Below are 13531 nucleotides of genomic sequence, written 5' to 3'. Positions count from 1 at the left end.
GCCACCGTCAGCTCCGGGCGGCCCGGGTGACGTCCGCGTAGTCGCCGAGGGCGATGTCGGCGAAGTTGCGGAGGCTGGCGGTGCCCTCGGCGAGGTAGCCGGTGTGGCCGTCGGCGCCGGTCGAGGAGACCCGGATGGCGCCGAAGGCGGTGGAGGTGGGGTCGGCGCCGTGGCCGAGGCCGCCGACCTCCAGGTAGGGGACGTTGCCGATCCAGTCGGTGGGGTTGCGGGCGGCCCAGACCCGGACGCCGGTGCCGAGGTCGGCGGCGTCGGTCACACCCATCCCGGGGCTGCCGAAGACCACCAGGTCGGTGGGGGTGGCGTCGTGGATGGCGGGGGCGGCGGTGCCGCAGACCACCGTCCCGTACGAGTGGCAGAGCAGCGTCGGCGGCGTGGCCGGGTCGCTGGTGACGGCGAGGCCGGCCAGCAGGCGGGTGAGCCGGGGGGCGGCGGCCTGGGCGAGGCGGTCGGTGACCGCGTCGGGACCGAGGCCGGCGGGCGTGACGTAGCCGGTCCAGGCGATCACGGCGGTACGGGTGCCGGCCGCCCGGCGCTGCTCCTCGGCGTACAGGGCGCGGCCCATTCCGGCGGGGGAGCGGAGCGGGTCGACGGCCTGGTCGAAGTGGCCGAGGTCGGCGTCCGAACCGGGGACCAGGACGGCCACCCGCTGAGCGGTCGCCAGGTCGCCGTAGACCTCGCTGACCAGGCCCCGGCCGCGTGGGTCGAAGGCCAGGATCTGCCGCTCGGGCGCGAGCAGGTGGTCGCTGTCGTCGGCCCGGGCGGCGGCCCGGGCGCGGGTGTCGGCGTCCAGCCGCCGGTCGTCGGCGCGGGCCCTGGCCCGGTCGCGTTCGGCGGCGATCGCCAGGCGGTTGGCCCGGTAGCGGAGCTGGAGCGGGGCGCCGTCCAGGTTGCCGACGACCAGGGGGTAGCCGGTGACCAGGCGGTCGGTCTGCGCGGGGGTGAGCGAGGCGAAGAACGCGGCCACGCTGCGGGCGTCTGCGGTCGCCGGGTCCGGCAGGTCGCGGCCGAGCGAGTGGTCGGCGACCCACTGGGAGCTGCCGGCCGGGGGCGTGGTGATGGCGAGCTGTTCGTTGCCCACGGCGGCCTGCGCGGCGGCGGCGCCGGTGTCGACCAGCACCACGGTGGTGGCGAAGACGCCTATCAGTACTCGTTTGATCCGCCTGCGGCGCTGCACGGAGCGCGCGTTCTGCTGCGGCAACTGGTCACCATCCTTCGGGGCCCGCGTGGGTGCACCACCGCCGGCAACTCCCAGCCAGCGTATGGGCTGGGGAGGCGGGGTGTGCCCGGCTAAACTGTGGGATGGGTCACAGGGTTTCGGGGGTTGGCCCGGATGCTTCGTACTCCCGGACCAGCTTCTTCGGCGCGACGCTCCGCCAGGCGTCGGCGAGCAGATCGCGCAGCTCCTCCGGGTCGGCCCCGGCCAGCTTGACCAGCACCCAGCCGTGCCGCCCGACGTACGGCGCCGAGGAGTACACCTCCGGCTCGGCGGCCAGCAGTTCGGCCTGGTCCGCCTTGCTCGCCTTGACGGTGACCTCACCCGAGCCGGGCGTCCCCATCGCGAAGATCTTCTCGCCGACCCGCAGGGTGACCGTGGTCTCCCAGGTCAGCCGCTCGGTGGCCCGGGGGAGTGCCAGGCCGATGCTCAGGAACTGATCGAACGTCACCATGCGGTCAGCGTAAGCGGTACGACTGTCGGACACGTCAGACCACCCCGAGTGCGTACACCGCGAACAGCCCCGCCCCCGCGCCCAGCGCGGCCCGCCAGCCCCGGCTCAGCTTCCAGGGGGCGTCGAACCGCCGGGCGTACCGGCCGATCAGGGTGAGCACCAGGCCGAACACCGGCAGCCAGGCCAGCCGGGCCAGCACCCAGCCGAGCGAGTCCGGCGCGGTGGTCAGGCCGGGGACGGCACCCAGGGCGCCGCCGAGCGCGCCGACCGAGAACATCGCGGTCTGGTGCCAGCAGAAGATCGTCATCGCCGAGAGGTTGACCACCACCACCGGCAGCCAGAGCAGCGGCCGCCGCAGCGTCCGGCCGATCCGGTCGCGCAGCAGCATCGCCGCGCCGCACTGCACCGAGGCCAGCGCCAGCACCAGCAGGGACGGCGGGTGCGAGTTGGTCCGGGCCACCCCGGGCACGCCGACCATGCTGGCCGGGTAGTGGAAGACCGTCAGCAGCACGGTGAACAGCGCGGCCCCGCCGAGCAGCAGCAGCTTCGCCCCGGCCTTGCGCAGCGTGCCCTGGGCCCAGGAGATGCCGAGCTGGTAGGCGAACAGCCAGCCGGGCAGCAGGTTGACCAGCGCCAGCCAGGACGGCACCGAGTCGGCCCACGGCCCGTACCGCAGTGCGTCCACCACCGCGACCACGCCGAGCAGCGGGGCCGCCGCCCAGCCGCCGAGCCGGCGGCCGAGCCGCAGGCACCCGGGGGTGAGGGCGGTGAGCACCAGGTAGATGCCGATGTACCAGAGCGGCTGGACCACCAGCACGCTGCCGGTCCTGACCGTCCCGGCGGGGACGCCGAGTGCGGTCAGCAGCGGGATCAGCAGGGCCCAGACCGCCGCCACCCCCAGCACCGGGCGGAGCAGCCGGACGGTGCGCTGCCACAGCCAGTCGGCGGTGCTGGCACCGCGTTCCTGCGAGCGGGCCAGTGACTTGGCCGAGGCGTAGCCGCCGACCAGGAAGAACACCCCGAGCATCTGGAGCACCCAGCTGAGCGGGGCGAAGAAGCCGAGCGAGGCCAGCGGGCTGGCGTTGTGCAGCACGCCGTCCGACGAGTTGGTGAAGCCGCCGAGCAGCCAGTGCCCGATCGGCACCGAGAGCAGGGCGAGGGCGCGCAGGCCGTCCAGGGCGCGGTCGCGGGTGGCGGGGGTCCTGGCGTCCACGGAGGCCGCGGAGCGGCGGAGGGTGGTGACGAGCTTCATGGCGGGGTCTCCTGACGAAGGATCAGCGGGTGCAGGCGTCGCGGCCGGGGGCGCAGGTCACCTGGTCGGTGCGGCCGAGCGCGATCGCGGCGAAGTTGGCCAGCGAGGCGGTGCCGGGGGCGAAGTAGCCGCTGTGGCCGTGCGAACCGGCGGAGGCGACCGTCCGGGCGCCGAAGGCGGGGTCCTCGGGGTCGGCGCCGTGGCCGAGGCCGAGGAAGGAGACGTTCGGGACCTGGTCGATCCAGTCCTCGGCGTTGCGCTGGGCCACCCAGACCGGGACCCGGAGGTCGGCGGCCCGGTCCACGTCCATCCCGGGCGAGCCGATCGCGACGATCCCGGTGGCCTGCTCGGGGCCCAGGTCGGCGAGCGAGCAGACGGCGGTGCCGTAGCTGTGGCAGAGCACCGTGACCGGCCCGGTGGTGGGCGCCAGGCCGGACAGGAAGTGGCTCAGCCGAGGGGCACCGGCCCGGGCCAGCCGGGCGGTGGCGGCGTCCAGGCCGACCTTGACGGGGGTGGTGTAGCCGGTCCAGGCGACCACCGCCAGCCGGTCACCGGCCCGGTCGCGGAGCGCCCGGGCCATCCCGGTCGGGGTGCCGTACGGGGAGGAGGTGCGGTCGACGGTCATCAGGTCGATGTCGGCGCCGGGCACGATCACCGCCGTCCGCTTGGCCCGGGCCAGGTCGCCGAACACCTCGGCCAGCTGGCCCCGGCCGCGCGGGTCGAAGGCCAGCAGCTGACGGCCGGTCAGCGCGGCGTACCGGTCCGCCTTGCCCCGGGCGGCGGCCCGGTCCCGCTCCGGCAGGGTGCCGTCGGCGGCCACCGCCAGCTCCCGGTCCCGCTCCTCGCGCAGGGCCAGCGCGTTGGCGAAGTACCGCAGGGCGAACGGGGCGCCGTCCAGGTTCCCCACCACCAGCGGGTGGCGGACCGCCAGCGCCCGCTGCTGCGCCTGCGGCAGCCCGGCGAAGAAGGCCGCCACCTCGGCGGCGTCGGCCCGCCCGGGCTCCGGCAGCCGCAGCCCCAGGGTGGCGTCGGCGACCCAGGCCGCGCTGCCGGGCGGCGGCCCGGTGACCGCCCGCTGACCGTCCGCCGCCGCCCAGCCACCGGCCCCGCCGACCGCCAGTACCGCCAGGAGACCCCCGGCCAGTGCCCGCCCGAATCGTGCTCGCATCCGCTCCAACCCTTCCGTCGTACCGCTGCTGACGGAGAGGAAGGTAAGGAGCAGAAGGCCCCGCGATCGTCACACCGCGGGGCCAACCGGCACGTCGTACCGGGGTACTACTGGCCCGGCGTCACCAGTCCGGACTCGTACGCCAGGACCACCGCCTGGGCCCGGTCGCGCAGGTCGAGCTTGGCCAGGATGCGGCCGATGTGGGTCTTCACGGTCTGCTCGGCGACCACCAGCCGCTCGGCGATCTGCTGGTTGGACAGGCCGCGGGCGATCAGCTCCAGCACCTCGGTCTCCCGGGGCGTCAGCCCGTTCAGTCGCAGCCGGGGATCGCGGCGCGGGGCCGGGCGGGTGCGGGCGAAGTCCTCGATCAGCCGGCGGGTCACCGAGGGGGCGAGCAGCGCGTCCCCGGCGGCCACCACCCGGACGGCGGCGATCAGGTCGGCCGGCGGCGCGTCCTTGAGCAGGAAGCCGCTGGCCCCGGCCCGGAGCGCCTCGTAGACGTAGTCGTCCACGTCGAAGGTGGTCAGCATCAGCACCTTGGGCCGGTGCACCACGCCGATCGGCGGGTCGAGCAGCCGGCGGGCCGCCTCCAGACCGTCCATCTCGGGCATCCGGACGTCCATCAGCACCACGTCCGGATGGGTCCGCCCGCTGACCTCCAACGCCTGCTTCCCGTCGGCGGCGTCGCCGACCACGTCGATGTCGGTCTGCGCGTTGAGCAGTGCGGCGAACCCGGCCCGGACCATCGCCTGGTCGTCGACGATGATTACGCGGATGGTCATCGGGGGCTCTCTCCAAGGGTGGTGACGGGCAGTTCGGCGGTGACCAGGAAGCCGCCCGCAGGCGTACCGCCGGTCTCCAGCCTGCCGGACAGCAGACGGACCCGCTCACGCATTCCCACCAGGCCGTGCCCGGTGCCCTCGCCGCCCTCCACGGCCGGGCGGCCGCCCGGCGAGTTCTCCACCGTCACCCGCAGCGTCCGCCCGACGGCGGTCAGCCTGACCTCGGCCCGCGCACCCGGCGCGTGCCGGACCACGTTGGCCAGCGCCTCCTGCACGATCCGGTACGCCGACAGGGCCACCGCGGACGGGAGTTCACCCAGCGCGGCCACCTCAGGAGTCACCGTCAGCTCGGCCCGCACCCCGGCCTGACCCACCGTCTCCACCAACTGCCCGAGCTGCGCCAGCCCCGGCTGCGGCGCCCGGTCCGGGGCCGCCCCGTCACTGCGCAGCACCCCCAGCAGCCGCCGCATCTCGCTCAACGAACTCCGGGCCGCCGCCGCGATGGTGCCGAACTCCTCCACCGCCTCCGGCGGCAGACCACCGATCCGGTACGGCGCACTGTCCGCCTGCACCGTGATCACCGACATGTGGTGCGCGACCACGTCGTGCAACTCCCGGGCGATCCTGGCCCGTTCCTCCAGCAGCGTGCTGCGCTCCCGCTCCGCCTCGCTGATCTGCTCCTGCTCGGCCAGCAGCCGCTGCGCCTCGCCCCGGCCGCGCACGCTCCAGCCCAGCAGCAGCACCGCCCCCGAGACCGTCACCGCGATGGCGGCGGTCTCGCCGGCCCGGGGCTGGTGCAGATCGGCGGCCACGATGCTGGCGGCCAGGGTGACCAGCCAGACCGCGACCAGCGTCCGCCCCCGCTCCCGCAGGGCCAGCGCGGGCATCAGGAAGACGTAGCAGAGCAGGGTGGTCACCGGCCACGGCCACGCCCCGGCCGACTCCGGGCTGTCGACGGTCAGCACCGCCCCGAGCACCGTCCCGCCGGTGATCACCCACCACGCCTGCAGCGGCCGGGTGATCGCCAGCAGCAGCGGTCCGGACTGCATCAGCGCCAGGGCTCCCGCCACTCCGCCGGGCACCCCGTAGCTGTCGGCCAGCACCACCGTACCCACCGGCAGCAGCGTCGCCACCGCGGAGACCGCCACCAGGTACGGCAGCCAGCGCACCCAGGCGCGCCGTGCCCCGGACATCAGCGGGGCCCGGCCGTCGACGGGGGTGAGCAGCGCCCGGCCGAGGTCGGCCAGCTGATCACCCACCGGTTGCAGGAGGTTCAGGACGGCGGAAGGAAGTTGAGGCTTCATCCCGGCCAAGCCTAGGCGGCCCCACCCCACCGGGAGTCGTACCGCAGTCCGGACTTCGGCGTAGCACCTGGGTATGACCCACTGTTTGCAGGCGCTCAGCGGTGGACCACCAGGGGCTCGGGGCTCTGCTGTTGTGCGGCTCCGCCGCGTGGGCGACGCCGGCCCTTGCAAGGTGATCGTCGCGTAGGTGGTCAGGCACTTTCGCAGTGACCCGAACGCCAGATCTCCTCGCCCACGCGGCGGAGCCGCACAACAGCAGAGCCCCGAGCCCCTGGACCGTAGCCCCGGACGCCCTGCAAAAAGCTGAGGGTCAGCGCCAGTCGCCCGCCAGGGCCGGGCCCAGTTGGTCGAAGTGGGACTCGATGACGGTGATCATGCCCTCGGGGCCGGGCGCGGAGTGGTCGCTGCTCCAGGCGAGGTGGGCGGAGCGGAGGACCCCGCCGAAGACGGCGGCCAGTACCCGGGGCCGCAGGTCGACCGCCGGGTCGAGCCCCTCCCGACGGGCGATCAGTTCGGTGATCAGGCGTTCCTGTTCGGTGATCCGCCGGAGGTGGGCGGCGAGCAGGGTGGGGGTCTCCTCGATCAGCTGGATGAGTTCGAGGGCGGCGGTGACGCCGGTGTCCGAGGTCCCCGTGGCGGACAGGTCGCGCCAGGCCAGCACGATCGAACTCCGCAGCGCCTGCAGCGGGTTCTCCGAGGCGGGCCGCTCCCGGAGGGTGGCGACGAAGTAGTCCTCGGCGTCGGCCAGGACGGCGAGCGCGACCTCCTCCTTGTTGGAGAAGTACCGGAAGAAGGTGCGCTGCGAGACGTCGACCTCGGCCGCGATCTCGTCGACGGTGGTGCGCGCGTAGCCCTGGCTCAGGAAGAGCCGGTGGGCGGCGGAGACCAGGTCGTCCCTGGTGCGCTGCTTCTTCCGCTCGCGCAGGCCGAGCACCCGGCAGGCGGCCGGTTCGGCGGACGGGAGGGGCTGCGCGGCCATGGCTGGGCCTTCCGGGACAGGGCGGGACTGTGCACATCAGCACTGTGTCCATAACGATAGCGCGCTGACAAATGGCAGAGATTGGCAGAAGTCAGCCAACAGCACAAGGCAGTGTTTGCCTAATGTCAGCAGCTGACATAATCTCAACCGGCAGTGGCGCCCGTCAGGCCGGACGACTCGTGGGGACGGGTGGGCCGGGGCGCCACCGCCATGCCCTGGCCCCGGCCGTGCCCCGCGTACGGCCCGGTGGCCGAAGTCCTGCTGATCGAAGCCCTCGGAGGGTCCGTCAGATGAGCCAGCCCCTGACCAAGACCGCGAAAGCGGCTGTGCCGCCGGAGCGCAGCGCACCGCTCACCGGTCTCGCACGGTTCCAGGGCCACCCCTGGCTGACCCTGCTCACGGTGGCGGTCGGCGTGATGATGGTGGCGCTGGACGGCACCGTGGTGGCGATCGCCAACCCGGTGATCCAGAGCGACCTGGGCGCCTCGCCCGCCGACATCCAGTGGGTGACCAGCGGCTACCTGCTGGCGCTGGCGGTCTTCCTGATCACGGCCGGCAAGATCGGCGACCGGTTCGGCCACAAGTCCACCTTCCTGGTCGGTGCGGCCGGCTTCGCGGCCACCTCCGCCGCCATCGGCTTCGCCGGCAACATCCAGCTGGTGATCGCCTTCCGGGTGCTCCAGGGCCTGTTCGGCGCGCTGCTCCAGCCCGCCGCGCTCGGTCTGCTGCGCGGTGCGTTCCCGGCCGACAAGCTCAACATGGCGATCGGCATCTGGGCCGGTGTGATCGGCGCGTCCACCGCCGCCGGTCCGATCGTCGGCGGTCTGCTGGTCGAGCACGTCAGCTGGCAGTCGGTGTTCTTCATCAACATCCCCGTCGGCATCGCCGCCGTGGCGCTCGGCATCTGGATCCTCAAGGACGTCCGGGCCGAGAACGCGGCCAAGTCCTTCGACGTGCCCGGCATCGCGCTGCTCTCGGTGGCGATGTTCGCGCTGGTCTGGGGCATCATCAAGGCCCCGAGCTGGGGCTGGGGCGACAGCAGCACGCTGCTGTTCCTCGGTGGTGCGGTGCTCGCCCTGGTGCTGTTCGCGTTCTGGCAGACCAAGGCGGAGGAGCCGCTGATCCCGCTCAGCCTGTTCCGCTCGGTGCCGCTCTCGGCGGGTGCCCTGCTGATGGTGCTGATGGCCTTCGCGTTCTTCGGCGCGATCTTCTTCGTGACCTTCTACCTGCAGAACGTGCACGCCATGACGCCCGTTCAGGCGGGCGTCCACCTGCTGCCGATGACCGGCATGATGATCGTCGGCGCCCCGGCGGCCGGCGCCGCGATCGGCAAGGTCGGTCCGCGGATCCCGATCGTGGTCGGCATGGTGCTCACCACCGTGGCGATGTACGGGATGTCCACCCTGACCTCGGACTCCGGCACCGGCATCATGTCGCTCTGGTTCGTCCTGATGGGCCTGGGCATCAGCCCGGTCATGGTCGGCGCGACCGAGGTGATCGTCGGCAACGCCCCGCTGGAGCTGTCCGGTGTGGCCGGTGGCCTCCAGCAGGCCGCCATGCAGGTCGGCGGCTCGCTCGGCACCGCGGTGCTCGGCGCGGTGATGGCCGCCAAGGTCACCAACGTGCTCCCCGGCAACTGGGCCGCGGCCGGCCTGCCGCCGGTCGACCCGGCCCAGCAGGCCGGTCTCGACCAGGCCGCCCAGCTCGGCATCGCCCCGCCGGCCCCGGCCGGCACCCCCGAGCAGGTGGTGCAGGGCATGGCCACCGCCGTCCACGAGTCCTTCGTCAGCGGCATGTCGCTGGCCTTCGCGGTGGCCGCCGCCGTCGCCTTCGCGGCGGCCCTGCTCGGCCTGCTCACCAAGCGGGGCGCGACCGACGCCGGTCCGGCCGTGCACATCTGAGCCACTGTCACGGGGAAGGGGGGCGCCGAACGGCGCCCCCCTTCCCCGTGCTCGTCGACGAGCGGGTACCGGTTCGCCTACCTCGGGCGTCCCCGCTCGAACCGGTCGGTCGGCAGCTCCACCAGCGGGGCCGGGTAGTCGGGCCGCTCCGCCAGCAGCCAGGGCCGGTGCACGGTGCCGCCCGGCAGGTGGGCCAGCTCGGGCACCCAGCGGCGGACGTACGCCCCGTCCGGGTCGAAGCGCTTGGCCTGGGCGAGCGGGTTGAGCACCCGGTTGGGGCGGGTGTCGGTGCCGGTGCCCGCGACCCACTGCCAGTTCAGCTGGTTGTTGGCCACGTCGCCGTCGACCAGCAGGGAGAGGAAGTGCGCGGCCCCCTCGCGCCAGTCGTGGTGGAGCGTCTTGGCCAGGTAGCTCGCGGTGATCAGCCGGGCGCGGTTGTGCATCCAGCCCTGGGCGGCCAGCTGCCGCATCCCGGCGTCCACGATCGGACAGCCCGTCAACCCGGCCTGCCAGGCGGTGAGTTCGCTCTCGTCCCGGTGCCAGCGGTCGCCGCGCGGGCGGTAGTCCGCCCGGGCCGCCGCAGGTCGGGCCGCCAGCACCTGGTGGTGGAAGTCCCGCCAGACCAGCTGCCGGACGAAGTCCTCGTCCGCGGTCCCGGCGGCCAGCTCGGTCGCCGACAGGCAGCCGAAGTGCAGGTAGGGGGAGAGATGTGACGTCCCGTCGAGCGCGAGCGCGTCCCGGTCGCCCGGGGTCCAGCGCTTCCACCGGGCCCGGCCGGCGCGTTCACCGCCCGGCGGCAGCTCGGGGGAGTCGGGGCGTACGACGGGAACGGGCAGGCTCGCGATCCCGTCCGGCACCGGCACCCGCCGGGGCGCGGGCAGCGGCTTCCGTCGCGGGGCGGCCGACCAGGCCCGCAGATAGGGCGTGAAGACCGCGTAGTGGTCCTTGCCCGCCGGGGTGACCGCGCCGGGCGCCAGCGCCGTCAGCACGGCGTCGTGCACCACCAGCCGGTCGCCGAACTCCGCCCGCAGCCGGGCCTCCCGGCGCTGGGCGAAGGCGGTCACCCCGGCCGCCACGTGCACCGCCCCGGCGCCGGCCTCGGCCGCCACCCGGGCGGTCTCGGCGACCACGTCCCCGCGCCGCAGCACCAGGTGCCCGCCGCGCGAGCGCAGCCCGGCGTCCAGGTCGCGCAGGCAGTCGGCGAGGAAGGCGGCCCGGTTGGGCACGGCGAAGCCGGTGGCGGCGATCCCGTCGTCCAGCACGAACAGCGGAACCACCGGGTCGGTGGCGGCGAGGGCGGCGTGCAGCACGGGGTTGTCGTGCAGCCGGAGGTCCTGGGTGAAGAGCGCGATGGCGACGGGCATCCGCCATGGTCCCGCCCCGCCGCCGGGGAGCGGGGCCGACGCGCCGTCGGGAAAGCCCGAAGGGCCGCCCCCCGGGAGGGACGGCCCTTCGGTCAACCGGTGATCAGGCGTCGCCGCCCGCGGCACCCGGGTCGGCGGCGGCCACGTCCAGCAGCTGGTAGCGGTCGATCGCCTCCTTGAGCGCGGAGCGGTCGATCCGGCCCTGCTTGGCCAGCTCGGTCAGCACGCCCAGCACGATCGACTGCACGTCGATGTGGAAGAAGCGGCGCGCCGCGCCACGGGTGTCGGCGAAGCCGAACCCGTCGGCACCGAGCGACTGGTACTGGCCCGGCACCCAGCGGGAGATCTGGTCCGGCACCGCACGCATCCAGTCGGAGACCGCGACGAACGGGCCCTCCGAGCCGGACAGCTTGCTCGTCACGTACGGGACGCGCTGCGGCTCCTCCGGGTGCAGCAGGTTGAACTCCTCGGCCTCCACCGCGTCGCGGCGCAGCTCGTTCCAGGAGGTCGCCGACCAGACGTCCGCCTTGACGTTCCACTGCTCGGCCAGGATCCGCTGGGCCTCCAGGGCCCACGGCACCGCCACGCCGGAGGCGAGGATCTGCGCCGGGATCTGGCCCGCCGTGCCCGGGGCGTACTTGTGGATGCCCTTGAGGATGCCCTCGACGTCCACGTTCTCGGGCTCGGCCGGCATCTTGATCGGCTCGTTGTAGACCGTCATGTAGTAGAAGACGTCCTCGCCGTGCGGGTGCTCCGCCGTCGAGCCGTACATCCGCTTGATGCCGTCCTGCATGATGTGCGCGATCTCGAAGCCGTACGCCGGGTCGTACGCGACGACGCCGGGGTTGGTCGAGGCGAGCAGCTGCGAGTGGCCGTCCGCGTGCTGCAGACCCTCACCGGTCAGCGTGGTGCGGCCCGCCGTGGCGCCGATCACGAAACCGCGGGCCAGCTGGTCGGCCATCTGCCAGAACTGGTCACCCGTGCGCTGGAACCCGAACATCGAGTAGAAGACGTAGACCGGGATCAGCGGCTCGCCGTGCGTCGCGTAGGACGAACCGGCGGCGATCAGCGAGGCGGTGCAGCCCGCCTCGGAGATGCCGTCGTGCAGCATCTGGCCGGTCTTGGACTCCTTGTACGCCAGCAGCAGCTCGCGGTCGACCGACTCGTAGGTCTGGCCGAGCGGGTTGTAGATCTTGGCGGACGGGAAGAGCGAGTCCATGCCGAAGGTGCGGTACTCGTCGGGGGCGATCGGCACGAACCGGTCGCCGATCCCCTTGTCCCGCATCAGGTCCTTCAGGACGCGGACGAAGGCCATCGTGGTCGCGATGGTCTGGTTGCCCGAACCCTTCTTGACCGCCTTGTAGGCGTCGTCGCCCGGGAGCTCCAGCATGCGCGGGCGCACCTTGCGGGTCGGCATGTAGCCGCCCAGCTCGCTGCGCCGGTCGTGCATGTACTGGATCTCTTCGGAGTCCTTGCCCGGGTGGTAGTAGGGCGGGTAGCCCTCGTCGAGCTGCTTGTCGGTGATCGGCAGGTGCAGCCGGTCCCGGAAGCGCTTGAGGTCCTCGGTGGTGAGCTTCTTCATCTGGTGGGTCGCGTTGCGGCCCTCGAAGTTCGGGCCGAGGGTCCAGCCCTTGACGGTCTGGGCCAGGATCACGGTCGGCTGGCCCTTGTGCTCGCGGGCCGCCTTGTACGCCGCGTAGACCTTGGCGTGGTCGTGGCCGCCGCGACCCAGGTGCTGGATCTGCTGGTCGGTCATGCTCTCGACCATCTTGCGCAGCCGCAGGTCACCGCCGAAGAAGTTCTCGCGGATGTACGCGCCGGTCTCGGTCGCGTAGGTCTGGAACTGGCCGTCCACCGTGGTGTTCAGCTTGTTCACCAGCACGCCGTCACGGTCCTGGGCGAGCAGCGGGTCCCAGCTGCGGTCCCAGACCAGCTTGATGACGTTCCAGCCGGCGCCGCGGAACTGCGACTCCAGCTCCTGGATGATCTTGCCGTTGCCACGGACCGGGCCGTCGAGGCGCTGCAGGTTGCAGTTCACCACGAAGGTCAGGTTGTCCAGGCCCTCACGGGCGGCCAGCGAGAGCTGGCCGAGCGACTCGGGCTCGTCCATCTCGCCGTCGCCGAGGAAGGCGTAGACGTGTGAGGACGAGGTGTCCTTGATGCCCCGGTGCTCCAGGTAGCGGTTCATCCGGGCCTGGTAGATCGCACCGAGCGGGCCGAGGCCCATCGAGACGGTGGGGAACTCCCAGAAGTCCGGCATCAGCCGCGGGTGCGGGTAGCTGGAGAGGCCGTACGGCGCCTTGGACTTCTCCTGGCGGAAGGCGTCGAGCTGGGTCTCGCTCAGCCGGTCCAGCAGGAAGGCCCGGGCGTAGATGCCGGGGGAGGCGTGACCCTGGAAGAAGATCTGGTCGCCCGACTCGCCCTCGGCGTCCTTGCCGCGGAAGAAGTAGTTGAAGCCCACGTCGTAGAGCGACGCGGAGGAGGCGAAGGTGGCGATGTGGCCACCGACCCCGATGCCCGGGCGCTGGGCCCGGGAGACCATCACGGCCGCGTTCCAGCGGGTCGCGTTGAGGACCTTGCGCTCGATCTCCTCGTTGCCGGGGAAGAACGGCTCGTCCTTGGTCGCGATGGTGTTGACGTAGTCCGTGCTGCGCATCTCGGGCACGGCGACACGCTTCTCGCGGGCGCGCTCGATCAGGCGGAGCATCAGGTAGCGGGCGCGCTCGCGGCCCCGCTCGTCGATGGCCGCGTCAAGCGACTCGAGCCATTCCGCGGTCTCCTCGGGATCGAAGTCCGGGACCTGACTCGGAAGGCCGCCAATGATGATCGGGTTGCGATCTGCTCCGGAAGCCACGCTGTTCCTTCACTGTCGGTCGAAACTGAGGTGTGTCGCGCCGCCTCCATCGTGTACCGCAACTCGGAGATCCGTCATATCTACCGATGGGTAACCGTTCCGCCTGGTGGGCGGGCCGATCGGATGGAGCGCTGGGCGTCGCTGCCCGTCACGCGCCATCGGGTGGTACGAAGAGGTGGACCGACCTTGGACCTGAAATCTCTTCCAGGCTTCCCGGTGGTCCGATGGCGGACCTCCGG

10 protein-coding genes are annotated in these 13531 nt (G+C 72.8%); 1 reads left to right on the top strand and 9 read right to left on the bottom strand.

Annotated elements, in window-relative coordinates:
* Positions 1-7: 7 nt before the first annotated feature.
* From OHV05_RS09485 to OHV05_RS09455, 7 genes are all read right to left on the bottom strand, one after another.
* Positions 8-1219, bottom strand: a complete 1212-nt coding sequence (locus OHV05_RS09485) for an alpha/beta hydrolase (protein WP_405017279.1) — start codon at positions 1217-1219, stop codon at positions 8-10.
* Between the two features lie 106 nt (positions 1220-1325).
* Positions 1326-1688 (bottom strand): MmcQ/YjbR family DNA-binding protein, encoded by a 363-nt coding sequence (locus OHV05_RS09480; protein WP_405017278.1) that lies wholly within the window; start codon positions 1686-1688, stop codon positions 1326-1328.
* Between the two features lie 34 nt (positions 1689-1722).
* Entirely contained in the window at positions 1723-2940 is a 1218-nt protein-coding gene (locus OHV05_RS09475; protein ID WP_405017277.1) for an acyltransferase, read from the bottom strand.
* A gap of 22 nt (positions 2941-2962) precedes the next feature.
* On the bottom strand, positions 2963-4108 hold the full coding sequence (locus OHV05_RS09470) for an alpha/beta hydrolase (protein WP_405017276.1): 1146 nt from the start codon (positions 4106-4108) through the stop codon (positions 2963-2965).
* Positions 4109-4215: 107 nt separating this feature from the next.
* Positions 4216-4890 carry a response regulator gene (locus tag OHV05_RS09465; RefSeq protein ID WP_405017275.1) on the bottom strand — a complete coding sequence of 225 codons (675 nt, stop codon included), beginning with the start codon at positions 4888-4890 and terminating at the stop codon, positions 4216-4218.
* Positions 4887-6194 carry a histidine kinase gene (locus OHV05_RS09460; protein WP_405017274.1) on the bottom strand — a complete coding sequence of 436 codons (1308 nt, stop codon included), beginning with the start codon at positions 6192-6194 and terminating at the stop codon, positions 4887-4889. Before OHV05_RS09460 ends, OHV05_RS09465 begins: the two co-directional genes overlap by 4 nt.
* Positions 6195-6504: 310 nt before the next feature.
* Complete coding sequence (locus OHV05_RS09455) at positions 6505-7173, bottom strand: TetR/AcrR family transcriptional regulator (RefSeq protein ID WP_403033225.1); 669 nt, start codon at positions 7171-7173, stop codon at positions 6505-6507.
* Positions 7174-7463: 290 nt separating this feature from the next.
* Here OHV05_RS09455 and OHV05_RS09450 point away from each other — a divergent pair, with 290 nt between their 5' ends.
* The gene (locus tag OHV05_RS09450) at positions 7464-9074 is read left to right on the top strand and encodes an MFS transporter (protein WP_405017273.1); all 1611 of its coding nucleotides are present in this window, start codon (positions 7464-7466) and stop codon (positions 9072-9074) included.
* A gap of 77 nt (positions 9075-9151) precedes the next feature.
* Here the strand turns inward: OHV05_RS09450 and OHV05_RS09445 are convergent, their stop codons facing one another.
* Positions 9152-10438, bottom strand: coding sequence for a cryptochrome/photolyase family protein (locus OHV05_RS09445; RefSeq protein ID WP_405017272.1), 1287 nt, complete (start codon positions 10436-10438; stop codon positions 9152-9154).
* A gap of 103 nt (positions 10439-10541) precedes the next feature.
* Positions 10542-13292, bottom strand: a complete 2751-nt coding sequence (aceE, locus tag OHV05_RS09440; RefSeq protein ID WP_405017271.1) for a pyruvate dehydrogenase (acetyl-transferring), homodimeric type — start codon at positions 13290-13292, stop codon at positions 10542-10544.
* Between the last annotated feature and the right edge of the window lie 239 nt (positions 13293-13531).

The sequence above is a fragment of the Kitasatospora sp. NBC_00070 genome, from assembly GCF_045041205.1.
GTDB lineage: Bacteria > Actinomycetota > Actinomycetes > Streptomycetales > Streptomycetaceae > Kitasatospora.
This window is presented reverse-complemented; position numbering and strand designations above follow the sequence as displayed.